The organism is Massilibacteroides vaginae, from assembly GCF_900178525.1.
Taxonomy (GTDB): domain Bacteria; phylum Bacteroidota; class Bacteroidia; order Bacteroidales; family Tannerellaceae; genus Massilibacteroides; species Massilibacteroides vaginae.
Genome location: NZ_FXDJ01000009.1, coordinates 821,789 through 845,229, shown reverse-complemented (window position 1 = coordinate 845,229; position 23,441 = coordinate 821,789). Strand labels below are relative to the sequence as shown.

Genomic DNA, 23,441 nt, shown 5'->3' with positions numbered 1-23,441 from the left:
ACACTGTGCTCTCGCTAAACAAATCGAAACTCGCTACGCTCAAACAACGATTTGTTTTTAACGCTCTCGCTCCGTGTTTTTTTTAACGCTCATCCAGTGAGGCCGGTTTTTTCACGGCTCGCCGCTTATCGCGGCATCGCGCTCTTTTCCGGATAGGGACCGCTACTCTCTTTGTTGTTGTGACCACCTCCCCTGTCATCTCGACCGACCTTCCCTTGTCATCTCGACCGAAGTGGAGAGATCTCTGCATGGGGCTTCGTTCAATAATAGTCAGACGGTATGAGATCCTTCGACAGGCTCAGGATGACAATGGTTAATGGCATGATTATAGGGTGGCTCCCTTCTTTGTCATTCCGACTGACCCCTCCTTGTCATCTCGATCATCCCTTCCCTTGTCATCTCGACCGAAGTGGAGAGATCTCTGCATGGGGCTTCGTTAATCAATGAAAGTACAGCATGGTAGTTCGTTGGGATGGGACAGGGTTTTTGGGTGGGGGATTGGGATGCGCGTTTTTTTTCTGAGATAATGGATGATGAATGTGTGTCAAAAGTCTTTTGTTTGGGTTCATGCTTTGTGCGAAATTATGAGTAGATTTGTTCGTGCTTTAATTGTATGCGAACATTATTAACTAAATAAAGATATAGCGATATGGCAACACCTCCTTTTAATTATCAGGAGCCTTTTCCTATGGGCGCTGATAATACAGCGTACTATCTGCTCACGAAAGAGCATGTTTCAACTGTAGAGTTCGAGGGTAAGACTATTTTAAAAGTTGAACCTGAGGCTTTAACTAAATTGGCTAACGCGGCTTTTCACGATGTTTCTTTTTATCTGCGCCCTGATCATCAGGAGCAGGTAGCAAAAATACTTGCGGATCCTGAGGCAAGTGATAACGATAAGTTTGTGGCCTTGACTTTCCTTCGGAACGCTGAGGTTTCTGCTAAAGGCAAATTGCCTTTTTGTCAGGATACGGGAACGGCTATCATCGTCGGTAAAAAAGGACAGCAGGTCTGGACTTCCGGTTGTGATGAAGAGGCTTTGTCTAAAGGTGTTTACAAAACTTATGTGGAGGAGAATCTTCGTTATTCTCAGAATGTGCCTTTGGATATGTATAAGGAAATCAATACGGGTTGTAACCTGCCTGCACAAATTGATCTGTATGCCACAAAAGGGGATGAATATAAATTCCTTTGCGTAGCGAAGGGTGGGGGATCGGCCAATAAAACGTATTTATATCAGGAAACCAAGGCGTTGCTTAATCCTACTACATTGGTGCCTTTCTTAGTGGAAAAAATGAAATCGCTCGGCACAGCGGCTTGTCCTCCTTATCATATTGCTTTTGTGATTGGTGGAACTTCTGCTGAAACGAATTTAAAAACGGTGAAATTGGCTTCTGCTCATTATTACGACAATCTGCCAACTACAGGAAATGAGGGTGGTCGTGCTTTCCGTGATGTTGAACTGGAAAAACAAGTGCTGGAAGAATCCTACAAGATGGGTCTTGGTGCTCAGTTTGGTGGTAAGTATTTCGCGCACGATATACGTATTATTCGTTTGCCTCGCCACGGTGCTTCTTGTCCGGTAGGAATGGGGGTTTCTTGCTCGGCAGACCGAAATATTAAAGCGAAAATTAATAAAGACGGTATCTGGATCGAGAAAATGGAAACAAACCCGGGTCGCCTGATTCCGGAAGAATTACGTCAGGCTGGTGAAGGCAACGCGGTTAAGATCAACCTAAATCAGCCAATGGCTGAAATCCTGAAAGAGTTAGACAAGTATCCGGTATCTACCCGCCTGTCTTTGTCCGGAACAATTATTGTTGGTCGTGACATTGCACACGCTAAACTAAAAGAACGGTTGGATGCGGGTGAAGGCATGCCACAATATGTAAAAGATCATCCTATTTACTATGCCGGTCCGGCCAAGACGCCAACGGGTATGGCTTCCGGTTCATTCGGTCCTACTACTGCCGGTCGTATGGATTCTTACGTTGACTTGTTTCAGGAAAACGGCGGCAGCTTAATCATGATTGCGAAAGGTAACCGCAGTCAACAGGTAACCGACGCTTGTAAGAAACATGGTGGGTTCTATTTAGGAAGTATTGGCGGACCTGCTGCTATTTTAGCGCAAGACAGTATTAAGAAAGTAGAGTGTCTGGAATATCCCGAATTGGGAATGGAAGCAATCTGGAAGATTGAGGTTGAAGATTTCCCCGCGTTTATTCTGGTTGACAACAAAGGAAACGATTTCTTCAAACAACTAAAACCTCGCTGTTGCTAAGGTTGAATCACTTATTCGCAAAAAATAATAATACCCCGGTTTTCAGGTAAAGCTGATTACCGGGGTATTTTTGTAGGGAAATATCTTCCTTAATCGTATTTTCTCCCCATAACATTCAGCAATAAAAAAGCCTCTGTAATCGATTGACTACAGAGGCTTTTTTCAAGCATATTTTTTTCTTTTACTTTATTTCTCCTTCTTCCAGAACAATGCCTTTCTTTTTAAGCTTTCTCTTCTGAATTTCGTATGCTAAAGGAGCAGCAACGAACAAGGTAGAGTAACTTCCTAAGATAACCCCAACCAGAATAGCAAACGTAAAGCTACGGATTGTGCTACCACCCAGCATGAATATACATAATACTACAAGGAATGTAGAGAATGAAGTACTGAACGTACGACACAATGTAGAGTTCAACGCATGGTTAATAACCTGGAAACGGTCACGTTTCGGATAGATAGCCGTTGTTTCACGAATACGGTCAAACACAACCACGGTATCGTTAATAGAGTAACCGATAATGGTAAGGATCGCAGCGATAAATGTCTGGTCTACCTCCATTGAGAAAGGCAATACCTTCCAAAGTAATGTGTAGAACGATATGATACACAGCGTAACCATCAGTACTGAAACAAACACCCCGGCCGAGAACGCAACGTCGCGGAAACGGAGAAGAATATATAAGGCCATACACAACATAGAGAAGATAACAGCAAAGAACGCGCTATTCTTTATATCGTCGGCCATACTCGGTCCTACTTTTTGTGAACTCTGTACAAACGTATCATTGAACTGATTTAGTGTTGTTCCGTCAGGAAGTAAAGAGCTTAGTCCTGTGTAAATTTTATTTACGATTTCCTCATCAACAGCAGGATCATTATCAGCGATTTTATAGTTGGTCGAAATACGTACCTGATCCGAACTACCGATAGTAATAACACTTACGGCACCTTCCAGATTTTCATCCAACAGATCGCGTACTTCATCCGTATTTACATCTTGATGGAAACGAACAATATAGTTACGTCCTCCTGTAAAGTCAATACCGTTGTTCAGTCCAATTGTCATCATTGAAACAACACCCAATGCAACAATTACAGTCGGGATCAGGTATCCGATTTTTCTTTTTCCTAAGAAGTTGAAGTTAGGGTTAACTAATAAGTTCTTAGTTAAAGAAGTAGTGAATGTAACATTCTTTAGCTTGTCTTTCGCGATCAATGCCTCATAAACAATACGAGTCAAGAACACGGCAGTAAGGAAAGAAGCAAGCAAACCGATAATCATCGTTGTAGCAAACCCACGGATAGGTCCTGTACCGAAATAGAACAATACGATACCCGTAATGATTGAAGTTAGGTTCGCGTCAAAAATAGCAGAGAATGCGTTCTTATAGCCGTCTTCAATCGCTTTGCCCAATGTTTTGCCAGCACGTAGCTCTTCTTTTGTGCGTTCGTAGATCAACACGTTTGCATCCACTGCCATAGCCAGGGTCAACACCATACCCGCGATACCCGGCAAGGTAAGTACAGCCTGGAATGAGGCAAGAACACCCATTGTGAAGAATACGTTAATAAATAAGGCCGCATTAGCGATCATTCCCGGGATTAATCCGTAGAACACGCACATGTAAAGAACAAGTACGATCAATGCAAGAACGAAAGAGATCACACCGGCGTTAATTGCTTCTTCACCTAACGAAGGACCCACAACGTCTTCTTGCACAATATGAATTGACGCAGCCATCTTACCTGATTTCAATACGTTTGCAAGGTCTTTCGCTTCTTCAGGAGTAAAGTTTCCGCTGATAGATGAACGCCCTCCGGTAATTTCTGTCTGCACATTAGGAGCAGAATACACCATGTCGTCAAGGATAATAGCGACCGGTCTTCCAATATTTTCTTTTGTTAAACGAGCCCATGCTTTTGCACCTTCCGCATTCATAGCCATGCTAACCTGCTGCTCGGAACGTCCGCCTTGCTGAACAAAGTCTGCATTCGCATCGGTAACTACGTCACCTCCTAAAGCCGGCGTACCGTCACGGTTTGTAATTTTAATCGCATATAGCTCATACAATGTTTCTTTTTCATCAATCGCCTTAACCCCCCATTTCAAGGACAGATTACGTGGAAGTACATCCTTAACCTGTTTCATTTCAAGATATTCGTTGATCTTGTCCATGTCTTTCACATGCGCATAACCTACAACCGTACCCGGAGCAAGTTGTCCGTTGTACTGATTAACCTGTAGTAGGGCAAAAAGCGGATGCTCTTTAGCGAATGCTTCGAAAGATTGTTCTGCTTCAGCGTCTTGAGAAGACGAGATTTCTGCCAGAAGCGAGTCTGCTTCGTTAACCGGTTCGGCAGCAGTTTCAGTTGTAGTGCTTTCAGCAGGAGTTTCGGTAGTTGTTTCTTCTGTAGCCGTGGTAGACTCTGAAGTTGTAGCCGTAGTATTCAGAACAGCAGCCAGCGCATTGTCGGCAGCCACTAAGTTTTGATAGATTTCTGGCAAAGTATACGTTTCCCAGAATTCAAGATTCGCGCTACCCTGAAGAAGCTTACGAACACGTTCCGGCTCTTTAACACCAGGAAGTTCCACCAATATACGGCCGGTTGTTTCCAAGCGTTGAATGTTAGGAGATACCACACCAAAGCGGTCAATACGAGTACGTAAAACGTTAAATGAATTATCGATCGCACTTTTCAGTTCATCACGAAGCACTGAAATTACTTGCGCGTCGGTGCTTTGAGGAGTAATTTTTTCTTTTAGTTCAAATGTGCTGAATACAGCAGAAAGACGCACGTTTGGGTCTAATTTCTTGTATTCTTCAGCAAACAAATCGATGAAGTCTCTCTGGCTTGCAGCCTGACGTTGGTAGGCCGATGTCAAAGCCTGATTGAAATTTTCATCCTGATTGTTGTTTGACAAAGAGCGTATAACGTCTGCAACGTTAAGTTCAAGTACGACATTCATCCCACCTTTAAGGTCAAGACCAAGACTGATTTCTTTTTCGCGACACTCTTTAAGGGTATACCCCAGCCAAACTTTTTGAGTAGATAGTGAGTCAAGGTATTGACTCTCCTTCACAGGGTCTCCGTTTGCAAACTCAGTGGCTTTGTTGTTGTAATGTCCGGTCACAAAAGAGAATGACAGGTAAAACAAACAAACAAGCATAAGAAGCGTAGCAAAGACCTTAACAAATCCTTTGTTTTGCATTTGAATCTTTATTGTTTATGTTATTATTTTATTATTCGTTTTTTCACAGGGTGCAAATATAGGTTTTTTTTCTTTCTATGCGATATAAAAGCATTAATTATTTGCCTCACACCGATTTATTGAATACTTACGAGAATTTAGTAAGCCGCCTCTAATCTGCAATAAACACGATCCCGAAACCATTCTTTACTTCTTGCTCATTCCCAGCCTTTTTACAGCTAAAAGCCATTCGTTTCGCTTTTCTTCCGTAGAAGTCTTTACAACAGCAAGGTAGGTGACCCGTTTGTTTTTAACGCCACAAAACCCGAGCACGCATTTTTTAAGGATCGACACTCCCGCGTTTCGGTAAATGAATTTGTAATACCACACGGGGGTATCCATTGTTGTGATAATTTCGGAGGTCTTCCCTTTAAGAAGTTGCTTTGGAAACGGTGATTTTTCCTGGTATTCAAAAGCTAATCCGGGAAGGAAAATCCGTTCAATAAAGCCCCTTAGCAAGGCCGGCATGCCACCCCACCAGGTAGGATAAATCCAAACCCAATGTTCAGCTTTCTGCATTTTCTCCCAGGCTTTTAGTAGGTCCGGTTCCAGCTCTGTACGCTTGCGGTAGCCATATTGCAGTATGGGCGAAAAATCCATTTCAGACAGCGTTACCTCTTCTACCGAGTAACCTGCAGATTCCGCTCCGCTTTTGTATGCTTCCTGGAGTGCATGGATATAACTCTTACTGGCCGGATGCCCATTTATTATCAGTATATTTTTCATATCATACAGATTTGTTTTATGTTTTTTTACAAAGCTAATAAGTATTCTTATAAGCTACCCGCTAATATATTCCGTTTTTTTTCCTACGTTTGCTTAGGATATATCTTTAAATCTTAGGTTGGATATGAAACAAATACTTACATTATTTCTCTTTATCTCTTTTTACGGTTTTGCTCAGGACGATGCTAAATACCTGGAAGGCAATGTGCCTGAAGTTGAAGGCAAAGTTGTTTTTGAAAAAACATTCAGCTTTACCAAGTTGTCTAAAGACCAGGTTTATGATGTGGCGCTGGATTGGGCAAAGGAACGGTTCAGCCGGGAGAATAATCGGGTAGTTTTCTCGGATAAAGACAAAGGGGATATCGCGGCAATCGGGGAAGATTATATCGTCTTTTCAAGTTCTGCGTTAGCTTTAGACAGAGCAACAATGTCTTTTCGTGTAGTAATGAGCTGCTCCGGCAATCAGCTTAACATGAAAGTAAACGGAATAAGATATGAATATAATGTATCCTACCAACGCGAGCCGGAAAAATATATCGCCGAAGAATGGATCACGGATAAGGCTGCTATAAACAAAGGAAAGCTAAACCGCATCAATGGGAAATTCAGGAGAGGAACGATCGATTATGTAGATGAGTTATTTGCTAATGCGACACAAGCGTTCTCTAACCAAGTACATAGCCAGACTGTTGGAGCAGTTGATGCAGTGAAAGCTCCTCAACCCCCCAACCAACCGGTAATTATTGGAGGAACGGAAACAACTACTCCCGTAACCTCTTCTACTCCCGTAACCTCTTCTACTCCCGTAACTCCATCTACTCCTGCCACTATCATAACGCCAATACAAAACTCAACGGGCGGAAGCCTCAGCGGATATAAACAAATACCCGCGGAGAATATTCCGGGCAATATCATTAAAATGCTGTCGCAAGACTGGATGTTGATCACAGCCGGTAACGACACGGAATTTAATATGATGACCGCAAGTTGGGGAGGTTTGGGATATGTTTTCAGCAAACCGTCTGCATTCTGTTTTATCAACCCTACAAGACATACGTATCCTTTAATGGAAAAATATGAAACCTACACCCTTTCTTTTTATACGGAAGCCTATCGTTCAATTTTGGAATATTGCGGCAGTAATTCAGGACGTGAGAAAGACAAAGTAAAAGAAACAGGATTAACGCCTGTAACCACTCCTTCCGGCAGTAAAGCCTTCAACGAAGCGTGGATGATAATTGAATGTCGAAAACTGGTATCACAATCCCTGAGTCAGGAATCCATCTCGAATGAAGAAGTCAGAAAAGAGTGGATTGGAAAACAGGTCAACAAAATGTTTGTAGGTGAAATTATAAATGTTTGGATAAAATAAAAAACTATGAAAAAAGGAATTGTATTATTGTTACTAACTATTCTCCCCGCGCTTTGTTTTGCTCAGGGAAACAAAGGAAAGGCAGAAGCATGCGCCCCGGAAAAAGAGGGAAAAATATGTTATACCGATAACATAAATATGAAAGACGCCTCCCAATCCGCATTATACAAAGCCATCAGCAAATGGGCGAACGAAGAATACGGGAAAGATATTTTTATTTCAAATGTATCGTGTAATCATTCACGGAAAACTATCTTGATCAGCTCGAGAATAGAACTTTTGCTAAACGAAAAGGAAACAACTATCCTGAAATACAAAATGTATATATCTTGCTTCGACAACAATTATAAAGTAGAAGTTAAAGATCTGAGTTTCCAATACGATCCCGACAATGCCAAACGGCTAAGAACCTATCCGGCAGAATCAGTAATTGCGGATAATGGTAAAGGAAATAAAGTTCCATCCATTAAAAATCCGGAACTATTCTGCAATGCTACATTTTTCTTTGTGGAAGGACTACTGGATGATGTTTATCTCGCAGCAAAAGAACATTAAGCAAAAGAACATTAAGCAAAAGAATATTCGCTATGCTTCTCATCTAAGAGCCTCCCGTAACTTCCGGACAGCAGTTGTTACGTGAGCCTCAACGGTTTTGACAGATATCCCTAATATCTCAGAAACCTCTTTGTACTTTAAATTGTCTTCCCGAATAAGTTTGAAAGCAACTTTCGTTTTTTGGGGAAGACTATTTATGGCAGAGTTTATTTTTCCTATCTCCACAAGGCGCTGATCGTGAGTTTGATTATTACAAAGGGCTTGAATTGATTAAAAGGAAGAAAACTGAAGACGTAAACGCCTTGTTCCGGCTTGAACTCATTGGAATAATCTATAGTAATTAAATATTTTAATATGAGAAAAATTATAAAACTTGGTTGTCTTCTATTTGCGGTACTTTTGCCAACATGCGGTTATGCACAAGAAAAAGGAATAGAAATCATTGAAAAAGTAGATGGGTTTCATCTATTGATTGACAGTCGACATCTTACTTCTACCGTTATTTCACATAATGCAAAAGCATTAGATCTTATTGCTGAATATGCACCCGATTTGGATGTTGTTGGCATAAACAGCAACAGGTGGAGCTTACGAACCTCGTCCTGATAGAATCGGAAAGGTGCAGACTACAAATGTCAACAAATTGAATATTTCTATTGACGACCCTGGAGAATATCGTATTTATGTTTATGTGTTGGATGGTACAGGCTTTGCTTCTACAGCTAACGTCCCTTTTCAGGTACAACAATAAAAGGTTCCTGTTTTGAAGATTTCTGACTAATTGTTTTTTTGAAGCTCTTCAGTAGACATTTCAAGGCTCTTCAACAAACGTTTTGAAGCTCTTCAAACTGTCTGTTGGGGATCTTCAAAAATATTTTGGATTACATGATTTTCGGAAAAATAATCTAAAGTATAGAAACAATCAATCAATATCTCTGAAAAAATAGATATACAATATTTACGTTTTGATCCTTTTGCTACAAAATTAAAGTCTTATTCTTCCCTTAATTTATTTTTTATTCGTAGTAGCGGAAAAACCGTTGGTCCACAATATACCACCCGGATATATCATCTGAGCTGTAACTTTAAATAAAAAAAACGAAAGACGGCTCCTTGTGTAAAGGAGGCGTCTTTTGTTATAGTATGCCTCTGTCGGCATTTCCGGAAATGACTAAGTGATAATTTATATTATGAAATACGATGCGAATATAAGAAAATATCCTGATATGATGAAGTATTGTCGTTTTTTATTGACATAATGTCAATAAAAAATTAAATCCTTGCCTTGGGATTTGTGCGGAATGGTACGATTTGGGGAATTAATAACAGTGCACTTTTTATGTGGGCTGTTGGTTTAATACTGCTTTTTATGCTTTTGTTAAACCTGCTGATGTTTTATTTATGTTTTCGTTGAAGTTCTAATAATGGACGGTAGCTGATTACGATAATGCCCTCTTGTTTAATGAGTTGTTTCAGTCTATCGCTGGTGAAAAAAGCTAATTCCTTTACACGCGTTGGTGCGGATCCGGTGATTGCGCGTATTTCATCTCCGTCAATAGCTCCATGAATGTATATTTCGGTAACACCCGGTTTTAAGTTCTTAATGTAGTTGGTCCAGAATTCTTCAACATTTTCTGTTTTATAGTTTGTAAACTCTTCATGAGTAAAATAATCAGGGCAGACTATGCCCTTTTCTTTACAAATATCCCGAAAAGCAGGAGCGCCCATTTTTTTTATTGTTGAAGCAGATGGCATTCTCACGGGAAGGTTGAATTCTTCAGCTAATTGCAGATATATGTGCATATACTCCGGCAAATATTGATAAGTTCCCATGTGAGAGTCGAGGTGAGTTATGGGAAGTCCTGCATTTAACGCTTTTTGAATTTGCGCCCGTCCTTCTATTAATGCCTCTTGTGTATTTGATGAACGATATACTTCCTCTACACTTCGCCACATATATCCTTGGGGATCGTATAAGCCGGGAACCTGATCGCGTGACGCGATTGTGCCCCACCGATAGTTCTTCCATTCTGCGGTCAAAGTGAGATGAACACCAAAGCCTTTATCCGGATTAATTCGCGCATATTCCACTATTTCATTAGCCCAAGGACAAGGCATCATGATTGTAGCCGAACTAATCAGTCCTTCTTCCATCCCTTTAATGGAAGCCTGATTGGCTGCATGACACATGCCTGCATCGTCGTTGTTGATAATCAATAACCGATCAGTCGCTTTGTATCCTAAGCGTTCCACAAGACTCTGAGACCAGCCGGCTTGTCCAATAAACAAGCAAAGGGCGAATAAAAATAATCGTTTCATACTGTCTTACTTTTTGAACAAAATTAGAAAAGAATCTGATAAAACCTAAAAATAAATAACAGAACAGTATGGATTCCTGAAAAGGGTAAAAGAATATGTTTGAAATGCCTGAAAACAAAAAAATCCCCCGAAAAAATCGGAGGATTATTTAACCTTGTGCGGCTGAAGGGACTCGAACCCCCACGCCTCTCAGCACCAGATCCTAAGTCTGGCGTGGCTACCAATTACACCACAGCCGCTGTTGATTGCGGTGCAAAGGTAGCTCTTTTTTCTTTTTATGCAAATGTTTTTAGTATTTTATCCACAGAAAATACTATTCTTTTCCCGGGTTTTCAAATAACTTCATCTGACCGGTGATTTCATCTAAGATATCAGCGTTGCTTTGTGCCTCTTCTTCCTCTTTGTCTTCTTCAACGGAAGTAGGTTGTTGAGTAATTTCGGGGAAACGTATAGGTTCCAGTTCGTTGATTGTGTTGATCTCGAATGTGGTGATTCGCTTTCCTCTTGCTTTGAATCCTTTTACGGCAATAAATTCTTCGGCATCGATCACAAGTGGTTCCCGGAAACTGTCATGTCCTCCAAAAACTACTTCAATTCGTGGATAAGTTTCGTCTGTCAGCAGAAGTAAACGGCTTTCGCTGTTTTCGCCTAAGAAGTTTTGCTTTTTATTGCCTACCTCCATTTGGAAGCGTTTCAAATACGGATATCCCTGATCAGCATCAAAAAGAGCGGCAGTCCAGACTTTATTGGTATTAAATTTTTCGATCACCAAAATATTGTCTTCATAGTGATTACTTAAGTCAAAACTCGTCATGTAGTAGTCTCCATTCCGAAGTACGACAAGTATTTGATCTTCGCTGCAGAATTCGCCTAATTCTTCTCCTCTTCCGTCATAATTCAGACGCAGAACGTCTCTGTCAAACCAAACCATCCGCCCACCAAGCGTGGAACTTCCTTTCTGTTTTAGTGATATTTTGTGGATATCTGCTTTGGTCAGGATATTACCCATCGAACCACGTCCTTTGATCGCAATTTCACTAAAGTCTTTTTCAAACAGAAGCAGCTTCTGGCGTGGTCGTGGCTTCAATATAACTTTTACTGTTTCGGCCTCTCCGTTGGGGTTGACACTGAAGTAGAGTACACGGGAGCCGTCTGTGCCCTTCGTTGTATCATATTCTTTATCTCGTGTGATTCCTGTCACGGCGAAACGTTTGATATAGTTAAATCCGGCTTTACCGTCCCGGTAGATCAAGTTGTATATCGTGCGGTTGTCGTTACGTTTGAATACATTTACATACAACACATCTTTGCCCACGAACATTTTGTCGCTTACTTTAACAACCTTGTATATTCCGCTTCGGTAGAAGATTATGATGTCGTCAATATCTGAGCAGTTACAGATGTATTCGTCCTTTTTCAGACTCATTCCAACAAACCCTTCTGCCCGGTTGATGTATAGTTTTTCGTTGGCCTCGGCCACTTTTGTAGCCTCGATCGTATCGAAGTTTCTTATCTCAGTCATACGAGGATAAGCTTTTCCGTACTTTTCTTTCAGCATGGTGAACCAATTGATTGTATAATCAACGATCGTATCCAAATGCTGATCAATCACTTTAATATCCTCTAATATCTGAGCGATAAACTCGTTGCTTTTGTCGGAATTAAACTTAAGGATACGACCCATTTTTATTTCCATTAAGCGAAGGATATCTTCACGCGTTACTTCCCTAATGAACTGAGGTTTGAATGGCTCTAACCGAAGGTCGATGTGGGCGATGGCCTCATCCATGTTTTTCGCATTTTCAAACTCTTTGTCTTTATAAATGCGCTCTTCAATAAATATTTTTTCAAGAGAAGCGAAAAACAGGGCTTCTTCCTTTTCTTTTTTCTCTATTTCAAGTTCCGTACGAAGCAAAATCAATGTCTGATCCGTCGAATGCTTCAATACTTCACTTGCGGTAAGAAAATGAGGTTTGTTATCCCGAATCACACAACAGTTAGGAGAGATGCTTATTTCACAATCGGAGAAAGCATAAAGCGCATCGATTGTTTTGTCTGAGGATACACCCGGTGCCAGATGTATCAATATCTCCACATCACGTGCGGTATTATCGTCTATTTTGCGGATTTTGATCTTTCCCTTGTCATTTGCTCTCAATATAGAATCAATAATAGAAGACGTCGTTTTTCCGTAAGGGATTTCGGTAATAACCAATGTTTTGTTATCCAACTTACTGATCTTAGCGCGTACTTTTACCGAGCCTCCGCGTTCCCCATCGTTGTATTTGGATACATCTATATAACCTCCTGTCTGGAAATCGGGATAGAGCGTGAAACCCTCCCCTTTAAGATAAGCGATCGACCCATCAAGCAATTCATTGAAGTTGTGGGGCAATATTTTAGACGAGAGTCCAACAGCAATACCTTCAACGCCCTGAGCAAGTAACAGAGGGAATTTCATGGGCAGCGTGATCGGCTCTTTATTACGACCATCATAGGAAAGCTGCCAATATGTCGTTTTCGGATTAAATACGGTTTCAAGAGCAAATTTAGACAAGCGCGCTTCAATATAACGCGGCGCGGCAGCACCATCTCCGGTCAGAATGTTTCCCCAGTTTCCCTGACAGTCTACCAACAAATCTTTTTGACCGAGCTGCACAAGGGCATCTCCGATAGAAGCATCCCCGTGCGGATGAAACTGCATCGTATGCCCCACAATATTGGCCACCTTATTATATCGCCCGTCATCCAATCGTTTCATGGAATGCAAAATACGGCGTTGAACGGGTTTAAGCCCGTCATTAATATGCGGCACAGCTCGTTCAAGTATTACATAGGAAGCATAGTCAAGAAACCAGTCCTGATACATTCCCGACAGATGATACGATGATCTTCCCTCGGATTTTCCCGGAATTTTATATTCGGAATGCGTATTTCCCGTTACGTCTTTTTCTTTATCTAAATCAGACTCTGGTTCGTTTGTTTCGTCTTCTCTGTTATCCGTATTGTTTTCGGGTTTCATATATTTATAAGCAGCTCATTTATGTACTTCTCATGCAAATATATGAATAATACCTCAAAATTCATATATTGAAAATGACGATTCCGTTAGATGATTTTTTCCACTTCTTCCAGATTCTTGGCCACCTGCTCATCTGTTAGCTCGAAGTTGGTCAGGTCTCCGGATAAATATTGATCGTAAGCTGCCATGTCAATCAGTCCGTGTCCGGAAAGGTTAAACAAGATAGTACGGGGTTTGCCTTCTAATTTTGCCTGTTCCGCTTCTTGTATAGCGGCGGCAATAGCGTGAGAAGACTCAGGAGCAGGGATAATACCTTCGGCCTGTGCAAAGAGGGTAGCTGCTTTAAAGGTGTCTAATTGCTTGATATCCACAGCGTCCATCAGCCCGTCTTTTCTTAGCTGACTTACGATTGAACCTGCGCCATGATAACGCAAACCACCTGCGTGAATATTGGCCGGTGCAAAATTATGTCCTAACGTAAACATCGGAATCAAAGGTGTATAGCCTGCCTCATCTCCAAAGTCATATTGAAACTGTCCGCGCGTTAACTTCGGACAAGAAGCGGGCTCTGCCGCAATGATGCGAATATCTTTACCTGCCGTCAGCTTATGACGAAGGAAAGGGAATGTAATGCCTGAAAAATTAGAACCTCCGCCAAAGCAGCCGATCACGACATCCGGATATTCTCCTGCCATTTCCATTTGCTTTTCGGCTTCCAGTCCGATCACTGTTTGGTGAAGCATCACATGATTTAACACACTACCCAATGTGTATTTGCAATTAGGCGTTTGCATTGCCAGTTCAACAGCCTCGGAGATTGCCGTACCTAAGCTACCCTGATAGTTCGGATGATCGGTCAATATTTTGCGTCCGGCCTTGGTACTCATACTTGGAGAAGCGATAACCTGAGCTCCGAAGGTTTGCATGATTGAACGACGATAGGGTTTCTGATGATAGCTCACCTTTACCATATAAACCGCCAATTCTAACCCGAACGCTTTTGCCGCATACGACAGGGCTGCTCCCCATTGACCGGCACCTGTTTCAGTCGTAATATTGGTCACACCTTCTTTCTTGCAGAAATAGGCTTGTGCAATTGCCGAGTTTAGTTTGTGCGAGCCTACGGGACTTACACTTTCGTTCTTAAAATAAATATGTGCCGGTGTATCTAATGCTTTTTCTAAACCTGTAGCACGTACCAATGGTGTAGGACGCCATATCTTATATAAATCGCGAACCTCTTCCGGAATTTCAATCCAAGCATCTGTTTCGTTCATTTCTTGCTGAGCTAACTCCTTCGCGAATAAAGGATACAGATCTTCAGCTTTAAGAGGTTTTTTTGTTTGTGGGCTAAGAAAAGGAAGTGGTTTCGTTTTCATATCCGCTACAATATTATACCATGCGGTTGGTATGTCTTGTTCTTGTAATAGAAATTTTTTGGTACTCATTTTTATATCTGGTGCTTACATTAATAATCCTTTGAGACAGCGGCTGCTTACAACCTGAAAGCAAAGGAACAAATAAAATTCCTATCCCTCAAATCCGGAAACAAACAAATAGACTCACAACCACCGTCAAGTCTTTCACATTGAGCTTAACAAGCCGGTTTTAGCAGTAACCGCAAATGGTTTCGGTATTTCTGAATATCTTATTTGTAATTTGCAGGATAGTATAGCCATCGGCAATCTATTTCGGTCTTTCTTTTTTTCGACCGGGCAGCCGGATAAGTTTTTCCTTTTTTGTTGTTTTTCCTACGTTATATTCTATTATTTCATAAACGGAAACACAAAATAAAGTATATTTGCGACCCGAAAGCAAAGTCGCTTTTAGTATACAAAAACCTCCAATGAAACACTACTATTTGTTATTAAGCTTGATCCTTACTAATACGTACTCTTTTGCGCAAAAAGAAAATTTCTCATATAAGTTTTACGGATTTGTTAGGGGTGACCTTTTTTATAATACCAGAGCGAATATGGCTCCGGTAGATGGTAATTTCTACCTGTTTCCGCTTAATGAGTCTTTAGATGCCAATGGGAAAGATTTAAACGCGACACCTAACGGTAGTTTTTATACTTTCACTACGCGACTGGGGATGGATGTTCAGGGACCGCAAATAGGAACCGCGCGTTCGTCGGCTAAAGTGGAAACAGACTTCGGTGGTTTTTCCGCAAGCACAACAATGCTACGTATCAGGCAGGCTTATGTAGCCTTGGATTGGACGCGCAGCCAGTTGTTGATCGGGCAAACATGGCATCCTCTTTTTGGATCGGTTATGCCTGATATGTTAAATTTATCTACCGGAGCTCCTTTCCAGCCTTTTAATCGCAGCCCGCAAATACGCTATCAATATAGGAAGGACAAACTAAAACTGACCGCTTCCGCTTTATGGCAATTACAATATCTTTCCAGCGGACCTAAAGGAATGAGTGAAGATTATATTAAGAATAGTTGTGTGCCTGAATTGTACGCAGGGGCAGATTTTATCTCGGGAAAGGAATGGTTGGTTGGAGCCGGAATTCATTTGATCTCATTAACTCCTCGTGCAGTTTCCGAGTGGAACGATAAAAAATATAAAGTGGATGAGCGAATGACTACTTTTTCTTACGAAGCACACGCGCGTTATACAGGCGAGAAATTTTCAATTGCCGCTAAAACCATTATGGCTTCTGCTTTAGATCAAACGGCTTTGCTTGGCGGATATGGCGTTAAAAGGGTAGATGCATCGACCGGCGAGCAGGAATATACTCCTTTTCGACACGCTACTTCATGGCTTAATATAACATACGGCAAGAAATGGAAACCGGGTTTATTTGTTGGATATACCAAAAATCTGGGAACAAACGACCCGTTGGTTTCAGCCGATAAGGTGTACGGGCTGGGTTTGGCAATTGATCAATTGTTAACGTTTAATGCCGCTTTTTCATATAATTTGCCGAATTGGCTGATCGGGTTTGAGTATTGTCCGGCAACTGCCTGGTACGGACAAATTTGTTCTGCCACAGGAAAAGTAGTAAATTCGCAGGCGGTAACGAATCATCGTTTTCTTGGCATGGTAATGTATTATTTTTAATAGCTAAAATTTATGAAGTTTTTATGGGTTTTCATTCTCTTTCTTTTTGGTTTGACAAACAATTCCTGGGCGCAACGGCAAAACTTTTCGTATAAATTCTACGGCCAATTACGTGGCGACTTATTTTACAACTCACGTGCGAACGAAGAGATGGTAGATGGGCTGTTTTTCCTGTTTCCTAAAGATAAACAATTAGATGCGAACGGGAAAGATCTGAACTCGACGCCCAATGGTAGTATGTACTTACTTTATTCCCGTCTGGGAATAGATATTACAGGACCAAATATTGGCAATGCGGTTTCGACGGTGAAAATTGAAGGCGATTTTCGCGGTTCAGGAAGTAATTTCGCCATGCTGCGTATCCGTCATGCCTATGTTAATCTGGATTGGGGAAAATCCGACGTAACAATTGGTCAGGCTTGGCATCCGCTGTTTGGTGATGTGTTTCCGCAAGTACTTAATCTATCTACCGGAGGTCCTTTCCAACCTTTTAACAGAAGTCCGCAGTTAACATACCGATACATTCATAACAACTGGCAACTCAAAGCTTCCACCGTATGGCAGTTACAATATTTATCTACCGGACCAAAAGGGAAAGCGGAAGATTACATTAAAAACAGCTGTATCCCCGAACTTTATGCCGGTCTCGACTATAAAACAACGAATTGGCAAGCGGGTGTCGGAGTTGACTTTTTGTCTATCACTCCCCGTACACAGTCTGTTGTGAACGATGAAAGCGGAAACTCAAATACTTTCAAGGTGAACGAACGTGTTAACGCGCTTTCCCTTGAAGCACACGTGAAATATACGTCTGCCGACTGGTTTGTGGCCGGAAAAACACTATTGGCATCCAATCAGGTGCATAATTCAATGATTGGCGGATATGCAAGTACAGCAATTGATCCTATTACAGGAGAAACGGATTACACCCCCTACCGCAACTCTTCCACTTGGTTAAACATCGTTTATGGAAAGAAGTGGAAGCCGGGTCTATTCATTGGTTATATGAAAAATCTTGGAACAAGCGACCCAATAAATGGCATTTCCTACGGAACAGGACTAAACTTAGATCAATTACTATCCACTCAAGTGCAATTGACCTATAATCTTTCACATTGGAAATTCGGATTTGAATATATGCCGTCTATCGCCTGGTACGGAACAATAAACCCCGAGAATGGCAAAGTAAAAGACACCCATTCAATAACCAACCACCGTATTCTGGGAGTAATGATCTACTCATTCTAATCGCACATTTCACAACAAATTATACAATCTATTGATTATAAACCGATGTAGGGGCGAAAAAAATCGCCCCTTTTTCGTGCCAACCATCCCATAATCAGACCGCTGTCATGCTGAGCCTGTCGAAGCATCTCATACCGTCTGACTATTGTTGAACGAAGCCTTATGCAGAGATCTCTCCACTTCGGTCGAGATGACAAGGAGGGGATGGTCGAGATGACAGGGAAGAGAACCACCATATAATCATACCATTAACCGCTGTCATGCTGAGCCTGTCGAAGCATCTCATACCGTCTGACTATTGTTGAACGAAGCCTTATGCAGAGATCTCTCCACTTCGGTCGAGATGACAAGGAGGGGATGGTCGGAATGACAGGGAAGTAGGTCGAGATGACAGAGAGGGGAATCGGGTTGACAGAGAGGAAAATGCTGAGGTTTTTAGGCTCTAATAATCAATGAGTTATAGAGGCGAAAAACATAAAGGTTATTTTTGAAAAAATATCCTTTATGTTTCCAAAAATAACCTTTATGTTTTTAAAGATATTACTATGTCTTTTTAGGTAGCCTTTTTTGTCTCAGTTTTTAGGTGAAATTTTACTCTTCAAAAACTTAAATTTGAGAATACGGCATTGGTGAAAGAAGGGTGTTTTTATTGTCTGTCGCTGTGTTCGCGTATTCCGGCAAAACCTTAATGCGTAACCAATCAGGATGTTCTCCAAACTTTTTCCAAGCCTCATTGCGGGTGTCTATGTCTTTATACCAAGTCAGGTAAATGAGGGATGGCATACGCGGACCGGCTAATACCTCTCCGTAACAAACCGGATTAATACCTACTTTGTCGAAAACTGCCATTTCATCTACATTAAACATGTGTACTTTTCGTTGATTGGCTTCTTCATTCGGACTTTTGTAATTACGAAATTCGAATACGGTTCTATTTTTATCAGGTTTAGAAAGTTTGGGTATCCCGTCAAAAGCTTCGCATAAAAACGTTTCAAATTCGGTGTAGACCGGATTAACAGCCGAAGTATTATAAAATGGTTGAGCCGCTTTGCGGAAAGATTCATTTTTCCATATTTCCTTTTTAACTTTATGATAGGTCGTGATGTTGGGGTAAACAAAGAGGTAGAAACGTTTTTCCTGCTCTTCTTTCTTGTAAAGAGTAAAAGCGCCAACCGCTATATTAAATGTGCTATAGGCCGGAATTAAAACCTGCTGATAAAAATCATCTAACTCGGTTTTGTCTGCTGTCAACGTATAAATACGCCATTCGTATATTTCCTTTTCTTGGGCATACGAAGAGTGAACAGATGCCATGCTGTCTACCGCGGGAATGGCGGCCATTATTCCAGCCGTTTTAATAAACTGTCTGCGTTTCATAATAGTAAATTAAGACTGTTGTTATTGTAGTTTTTTTAAAAAATCAGAAAGACTTATGGTACTCAATCAGTCCGGACATCGGGCTTTCGAGTATGAGGTCGATCTCTATATCATATTCACGGGCAACTTCTTCCAGAATATCAGCATGCTTAGAGGCAAATGAACCGACAAAACGTATTGGATATCTCTCGTAATTATACTGACACACGCAACGGGTGAAGTAACTTCTTAAATTATCCGTAAACAAGCCATATACATAGTCGTTGTCCAGATAACCTGCCAGAAAGTAAGAAATAGTGGCTAAGAAGCGATTGGGGAAAGACGCGTTATAGACCGAGTCCATCACGTTATCCGCCGTAATCCGGAACTTATCATAAAAATCCATTGTCAATCCAATTGGTGCAAGATCTTTTAAAGCGTCTGCCAAAAAACGTTTTCCTAAAACGGATTCTCCTCCTTCGTCTCCTAATATATAGCCTGCGGGACGTACATTTTTCACAATATCCGTTCCATTATAGAAGCAAGAGTTTGAGCCGGCTCCTAAAATGCAGGCAATACCCGGTTCATTTTTAAAGAGTCCGCGTGCTGCTGCAAGCAAATCACTTTCAACAGTAATCGGAGATTTGAATTGCGCGACAAGTGATGCGGAAAGAATGCCCTTCTTTTCTTCTGAATTACACCCTGCCCCATAAAAATAGACATGCTCTAATTTTCGCTTAAAAAAAGCCTCCGGTAAATTCAGGCGAACAGCCCGACTGATTTCCCTTCTGTTCTGAAAGAAAGGATTTATCCCTTCCGTAAAGACTCTTTGCAGTACGATATCTTGATCTACCAGCACCCATTCAGCTCTTGTTGAGCCACTCTCAGCAATCAGTTTCATATGGTATTTTTGATTTCTATGACAAATATAGACAATAAGAGGAGATTTAGTAATAAAAATGCAGTTATATAAGAAATAGGCCGCTTAGATTCGCTAATATTGAAAAAAAGCTTTTCTTTGTGCAATCATTACATCTAATATAATATTATGATACTAGGAATTGATTTAGGAGGAACAAATGTCCGCATCGGTCAATTGTCTGATGACCGATTAGTAAATAAAATCACGGCCCCAAGTCCGGGACAAATGCCATTAGAGGAATCGCTCACCTATCTGAAAGCACAGATCAGCAAAATGATGACTCCTCAAACACGAGGAATTGGAGTTGGCGTTCCGTCGGTATTGGATAGTGAAACGGGAGTGGTTTACAATGTGGCTAACATTCCATCCTGGATAGAAGTTCCCTTAAAAGACATTCTTGAATCCGAGTTTAACGTTCCCGTTTATATCAATAACGATTCCAACTGTTTTACCCTTGGAGAAAAGAAATTCGGCGAAGGTCGTCCGTTTAAACATCTGGTAGGTGTTACGTTGGGTACCGGAGTAGGAGCGGGTATCATCATCAACGATCATTTGTACGGAGGAAGCAATACCGGTGCCGGAGAAATTGGCTGTCTGCCCTATCTGGGCGTTACATTAGAAGATTACTGCGGAAGCATGTTCTTTAAAACACAACACAATACGACCGGAAAAGAAGCCGCCGAAAAAGCCCGGAACAACGATCCCGAAGCACTCCGGATATGGGAAGAATTCGGCATACACATGGGGCGTTTAGTAGAAACCATTGTCTTCGCTTACGATCCGGAAGCAATAATATTCGGAGGCGGCATCACTACAGCATTCCCCTTATTTGAATCGGCAATGCACCAAGCCATGAAAGAATTCCCTTACCCCAAATCCATGGAAAAGCTACAAATACGCATCTCAACCAATCCGGACATCGCCATCTTAGGAGCAGCAGGGTTGGTGGAGGAGTGAATCTGTGCTTTTTATCGTTGAAAACGATCTTTCACTTTCTCCGCAATAAATCTAAAGTCTTGTTTGTTGGGGAGGAGCTCTTGGAAATGTGTTGAGGTTTGTTTTAGGAATAGCGTTGTTGAGCATGTAAGCATAGATAAGAACGCTATGCTGGAGGTTATGGCGGAGCCTGTAATGCCATAGGTGGGGATTAGGAAATATCCGACGGTAATGAGTACAAATAGTCCTGTAAACGAACAGTATGCGCTATACCGGATCTTGCCTGAGCCGATGAAGTAGTGACCTAAAACATTATTGCATGCAAAGGCAATTATACCGGGGGCAAGGATTAAAATTATTTGGCGTATCCCGGTGAATTCAGGGGTGAATAAATAATCTGTATAAATCCATTCGGGAATTAACGTGATAAGCAACGTAACTGTTGAGACAGCAAAAAAAGTGAACTTAACTAAGCGAAGCACGATCTGTTTTTGTGCGACTTTTTCTTTCTGCCTACTAACTTCGCTGTATGTGATAAGGCTTACGCTTCGACTTATGTGCCATACACTTTCTGATATTTTTGTGCCTGCATCCAACAGACCTACTGCTCCTAATCCGGAAAAATGACGTAGCATAAAATAGTTTAATCTGGTGGTGTATATCTCGGCCAGATTATCCGCGCTACTCCAAAGTCCGTAAACAAACATTTCACGTACAAGCGTGAAATACGGCTTTTTTGTTGTCTCTTTTTCAGGTTTTACAAGATGAGGGATAAGCAGCAGGGAACTTACAAATAAGGCTATACCGTTTGCCAGATACATTCCCCATAAATAGGACTGAATGCTCTGTTCTTCACGTATATAATAGAAATAAAGAAGTAAGAAAAACAATAATCCTCCCTGAAGAAGAAAAGTCAGATTAAATCCTTTTACTTTATCTTTTCCCAAAAGAAAACGAGAATTGGCTGCAACAAAGGAGTTTAGAAGGCTAAGCCAAAAGATATCGATTCCATAATTTTCGGGAAATAAACCTAAGGCATACATCAGCAGGCTGACTGCTGCAGAACTGACAGGGATCCATAGATAAGCCGGCAGCAAAACTAATCGTGCCGGATATTTACTCATAAAGTAAACAATCGTGTTTCCGCTAAGCAGACTGTTAACAGAAACAACGATGGTGACGGCAGCTATGATCAAACCGGCCAGACCAACACCATGAACTCCAAGTACCCGGGCATTGATAAAGATCAGCGCCAGATTAAGCAAAGCAACAACGTAGCGTGTTCCGATTGTTTCGAGTACTTTTCTAAACATGGGTTTGAACTAAAGTTGGAGTCCGTCTAACAGGCGTACATAGGTGTCTATCGCCTCCCTGATTTCCGAAGGACGAATAAATTCATCTGCTGTATGCGAACGGGAAGATTGTCCGGGACCCATTTTTACAGAAGGAAAAGACATTAACGCTTGATCACTTAATGTAGGAGAACCGAAAGGTTCTTTGCCCATTAGTAAGGCGCGCTGTACAAAAGGATGGTCTAAATCCGTACGGGTAGAATTAAGACGGAAGCTGCGGGCTTTCAGGTCACAATCAACCTGCTCTTTTATCAATGAAAATAGTTTTTCGTTCGGATAGAATTCATTTGTCCGGATATCTACCGTAAACTCACAACGATCGGGCACTACGTTATGTTGACTTCCGGCATGGATAATCGTTACGCTCATCTTCACCGGACCAAGAAAGTCGCTTTTTTCAGGGAACTGATAGGTGTGAAACCAATTTATCGCCTTCATAGCCACTGAAATGGCATTTACTCCTTCATTACGAGCCGCATGGCCGGCTTGTCCTTTAGCTACACAATCCAACACCATCAGTCCTTTTTCCGCAATAGCCGGTTGCATTTCAGTTGGCTCACCTACAATCGCGAAAGTGATTGGTGGAAGTTCTTTCAAGGCTCTTTCAATACCTTCTTTTCCGGAAACTTCTTCTTCTGCGGAAGCTAAAAAGATCAGGTTGTAAGTTTGCTCTTTTTGAATAAGTTGTGCGAATGCGGCATAAAGAGATACTACACTTGCTCCGGCATCATTACTCCCTAAACCGAACAACTGATCTTCATCATTTTCGTCTGGTGAAAAAGGATCCTTAGTCCAACCGGAGGCCGGTTTAACGGTATCTATATGCGAATTAAGCAGTATCGTCGGTTTGTTTAAGTCGAAGCCGGGAGATACGATCCAAAGATTATTGCCTTCTCGGTTAACAAGATGGCCGGCAGAGGTCCATACTTCATTCAAATAGTCGGCAACATCTCCTTCTTCCCGGCTAAATGATGAGCGGGAAATCATTCCTTTTAGTGTATCTATTGCTTCGTAAAAAAACTGTTCCAT

18 protein-coding genes and 1 tRNA gene are annotated in these 23,441 nt (G+C 41.5%); 8 read left to right on the top strand and 11 right to left on the bottom strand.

What is annotated here, in order from left to right; translation table 11 throughout:
- The first annotated feature begins 649 nt into the window (after positions 1-649).
- The gene (locus tag B9Y81_RS11950; protein WP_085537146.1) at positions 650-2,281 is read left to right on the top strand and encodes a fumarate hydratase; all 1,632 of its coding nucleotides are present in this window, start codon (positions 650-652) and stop codon (positions 2,279-2,281) included.
- A gap of 181 nt (positions 2,282-2,462) precedes the next feature.
- Here B9Y81_RS11950 and secDF read toward each other — a convergent pair whose 3' ends face one another.
- Complete coding sequence (gene secDF / locus B9Y81_RS11945; protein ID WP_085537145.1) at positions 2,463-5,492, bottom strand: protein translocase subunit SecDF; 3,030 nt, start codon at positions 5,490-5,492, stop codon at positions 2,463-2,465.
- 186 nt (positions 5,493-5,678) lie between these two features.
- Entirely contained in the window at positions 5,679-6,257 is a 579-nt protein-coding gene (locus tag B9Y81_RS11940; RefSeq protein WP_085537144.1) for an NAD(P)H-dependent oxidoreductase, read from the bottom strand.
- A 124-nt stretch (positions 6,258-6,381) separates the two neighbouring features.
- Here B9Y81_RS11940 and B9Y81_RS11935 point away from each other — a divergent pair, with 124 nt between their 5' ends.
- Both B9Y81_RS11935 and B9Y81_RS11930 read left to right on the top strand, forming a co-directional pair.
- Positions 6,382-7,629 carry a DUF4468 domain-containing protein gene (locus tag B9Y81_RS11935; RefSeq protein ID WP_085537143.1) on the top strand — a complete coding sequence of 416 codons (1,248 nt, stop codon included), beginning with the start codon at positions 6,382-6,384 and terminating at the stop codon, positions 7,627-7,629.
- 6 nt (positions 7,630-7,635) lie between these two features.
- Positions 7,636-8,184 carry a DUF4468 domain-containing protein gene (locus tag B9Y81_RS11930; RefSeq protein WP_085537142.1) on the top strand — a complete coding sequence of 183 codons (549 nt, stop codon included), beginning with the start codon at positions 7,636-7,638 and terminating at the stop codon, positions 8,182-8,184.
- Positions 8,185-8,223: 39 nt separating this feature from the next.
- Here B9Y81_RS11930 and B9Y81_RS11925 read toward each other — a convergent pair whose 3' ends face one another.
- Positions 8,224-8,409 (bottom strand): sigma-70 family RNA polymerase sigma factor, encoded by a 186-nt coding sequence (locus tag B9Y81_RS11925; RefSeq protein WP_245832444.1) that lies wholly within the window; start codon positions 8,407-8,409, stop codon positions 8,224-8,226.
- Positions 8,410-8,538: 129 nt separating this feature from the next.
- Between B9Y81_RS11925 and B9Y81_RS11920 the strand changes: the two genes are divergently transcribed.
- Positions 8,539-8,790 carry a hypothetical protein gene (locus B9Y81_RS11920; RefSeq protein ID WP_085537140.1) on the top strand — a complete coding sequence of 84 codons (252 nt, stop codon included), beginning with the start codon at positions 8,539-8,541 and terminating at the stop codon, positions 8,788-8,790.
- Between the two features lie 13 nt (positions 8,791-8,803).
- Entirely contained in the window at positions 8,804-8,935 is a 132-nt protein-coding gene (locus tag B9Y81_RS15450) for a hypothetical protein (RefSeq protein ID WP_262494099.1), read from the top strand.
- Positions 8,936-9,579: 644 nt separating this feature from the next.
- Here B9Y81_RS15450 and B9Y81_RS11915 read toward each other — a convergent pair.
- The 4 genes from B9Y81_RS11915 to B9Y81_RS11900 all read right to left on the bottom strand — a co-directional run bounded on the left by B9Y81_RS11915 (position 9,580) and on the right by B9Y81_RS11900 (position 14,973).
- Positions 9,580-10,503: a carbohydrate deacetylase gene (locus B9Y81_RS11915; RefSeq protein ID WP_085537139.1), complete on the bottom strand. Its 924-nt coding sequence runs from the start codon at positions 10,501-10,503 to the stop codon at positions 9,580-9,582.
- A gap of 157 nt (positions 10,504-10,660) precedes the next feature.
- A tRNA-Leu gene (locus B9Y81_RS11910) sits at positions 10,661-10,742 on the bottom strand.
- A 74-nt stretch (positions 10,743-10,816) separates the two neighbouring features.
- A complete protein-coding gene (locus B9Y81_RS11905; RefSeq protein WP_085537138.1) occupies positions 10,817-13,525 on the bottom strand; it encodes a DNA gyrase/topoisomerase IV subunit A in 2,709 nt (902 codons plus the stop codon).
- An 86-nt stretch (positions 13,526-13,611) separates the two neighbouring features.
- Entirely contained in the window at positions 13,612-14,973 is a 1,362-nt protein-coding gene (locus B9Y81_RS11900; protein WP_085537137.1) for a TrpB-like pyridoxal phosphate-dependent enzyme, read from the bottom strand.
- 398 nt (positions 14,974-15,371) lie between these two features.
- Between B9Y81_RS11900 and B9Y81_RS11895 the strand changes: the two genes are divergently transcribed.
- Together B9Y81_RS11895 and B9Y81_RS11890 are read left to right on the top strand one after the other, a co-directional pair.
- Positions 15,372-16,598 carry a DcaP family trimeric outer membrane transporter gene (locus B9Y81_RS11895; protein WP_085537136.1) on the top strand — a complete coding sequence of 409 codons (1,227 nt, stop codon included), beginning with the start codon at positions 15,372-15,374 and terminating at the stop codon, positions 16,596-16,598.
- A 12-nt stretch (positions 16,599-16,610) separates the two neighbouring features.
- Entirely contained in the window at positions 16,611-17,846 is a 1,236-nt protein-coding gene (locus tag B9Y81_RS11890) for a hypothetical protein (RefSeq protein WP_085537135.1), read from the top strand.
- Positions 17,847-18,452: 606 nt separating this feature from the next.
- Here B9Y81_RS11890 and B9Y81_RS11885 read toward each other — a convergent pair.
- Positions 18,453-19,223: an NIPSNAP family protein gene (locus B9Y81_RS11885; protein ID WP_085537134.1), complete on the bottom strand. Its 771-nt coding sequence runs from the start codon at positions 19,221-19,223 to the stop codon at positions 18,453-18,455.
- 43 nt (positions 19,224-19,266) lie between these two features.
- On the bottom strand, positions 19,267-20,103 hold the full coding sequence (locus tag B9Y81_RS11880) for a hypothetical protein (RefSeq protein WP_085537133.1): 837 nt from the start codon (positions 20,101-20,103) through the stop codon (positions 19,267-19,269).
- A gap of 147 nt (positions 20,104-20,250) precedes the next feature.
- On the opposite strand from B9Y81_RS11880, the gene B9Y81_RS11875 reads away from it, so the two are divergent.
- Positions 20,251-21,081 carry an ROK family protein gene (locus B9Y81_RS11875; protein ID WP_085537132.1) on the top strand — a complete coding sequence of 277 codons (831 nt, stop codon included), beginning with the start codon at positions 20,251-20,253 and terminating at the stop codon, positions 21,079-21,081.
- 11 nt (positions 21,082-21,092) lie between these two features.
- On the opposite strand, the gene B9Y81_RS11870 is transcribed toward B9Y81_RS11875, so the two are convergent.
- Positions 21,093-22,373, bottom strand: coding sequence for a lipopolysaccharide biosynthesis protein (locus B9Y81_RS11870; protein WP_085537131.1), 1,281 nt, complete (start codon positions 22,371-22,373; stop codon positions 21,093-21,095).
- Between the two features lie 9 nt (positions 22,374-22,382).
- Positions 22,383-23,441, bottom strand: a complete 1,059-nt coding sequence (locus B9Y81_RS11865; RefSeq protein ID WP_085537130.1) for a M20 family metallo-hydrolase — start codon at positions 23,439-23,441, stop codon at positions 22,383-22,385.

What these genes read in the sequence shown, in the direction of transcription:
- B9Y81_RS11950 (WP_085537146.1), top strand. Translation starts at nt 650, where the DNA reads ATGGCAACACCTCCTTTTAATTATCAGGAGCCTTTTCCTATGGGCGCT.
- secDF (WP_085537145.1), bottom strand. Translation starts at nt 5,492, where the DNA reads ATGCAAAACAAAGGATTTGTTAAGGTCTTTGCTACGCTTCTTATGCTT.
- B9Y81_RS11940 (WP_085537144.1), bottom strand. Translation starts at nt 6,257, where the DNA reads ATGAAAAATATACTGATAATAAATGGGCATCCGGCCAGTAAGAGTTAT.
- B9Y81_RS11935 (WP_085537143.1), top strand. Translation starts at nt 6,382, where the DNA reads ATGAAACAAATACTTACATTATTTCTCTTTATCTCTTTTTACGGTTTT.
- B9Y81_RS11930 (WP_085537142.1), top strand. Translation starts at nt 7,636, where the DNA reads ATGAAAAAAGGAATTGTATTATTGTTACTAACTATTCTCCCCGCGCTT.
- B9Y81_RS11920 (WP_085537140.1), top strand. Translation starts at nt 8,539, where the DNA reads ATGAGAAAAATTATAAAACTTGGTTGTCTTCTATTTGCGGTACTTTTG.
- B9Y81_RS11915 (WP_085537139.1), bottom strand. Translation starts at nt 10,503, where the DNA reads ATGAAACGATTATTTTTATTCGCCCTTTGCTTGTTTATTGGACAAGCC.
- B9Y81_RS11905 (WP_085537138.1), bottom strand. Translation starts at nt 13,525, where the DNA reads ATGAAACCCGAAAACAATACGGATAACAGAGAAGACGAAACAAACGAA.
- B9Y81_RS11900 (WP_085537137.1), bottom strand. Translation starts at nt 14,973, where the DNA reads ATGAGTACCAAAAAATTTCTATTACAAGAACAAGACATACCAACCGCA.
- B9Y81_RS11895 (WP_085537136.1), top strand. Translation starts at nt 15,372, where the DNA reads ATGAAACACTACTATTTGTTATTAAGCTTGATCCTTACTAATACGTAC.
- B9Y81_RS11890 (WP_085537135.1), top strand. Translation starts at nt 16,611, where the DNA reads ATGAAGTTTTTATGGGTTTTCATTCTCTTTCTTTTTGGTTTGACAAAC.
- B9Y81_RS11885 (WP_085537134.1), bottom strand. Translation starts at nt 19,223, where the DNA reads ATGAAACGCAGACAGTTTATTAAAACGGCTGGAATAATGGCCGCCATT.
- B9Y81_RS11880 (WP_085537133.1), bottom strand. Translation starts at nt 20,103, where the DNA reads ATGAAACTGATTGCTGAGAGTGGCTCAACAAGAGCTGAATGGGTGCTG.
- B9Y81_RS11875 (WP_085537132.1), top strand. Translation starts at nt 20,251, where the DNA reads ATGATACTAGGAATTGATTTAGGAGGAACAAATGTCCGCATCGGTCAA.
- B9Y81_RS11870 (WP_085537131.1), bottom strand. Translation starts at nt 22,373, where the DNA reads ATGTTTAGAAAAGTACTCGAAACAATCGGAACACGCTACGTTGTTGCT.
- B9Y81_RS11865 (WP_085537130.1), bottom strand. Translation starts at nt 23,441, where the DNA reads ATGGAACAGTTTTTTTACGAAGCAATAGATACACTAAAAGGAATGATT.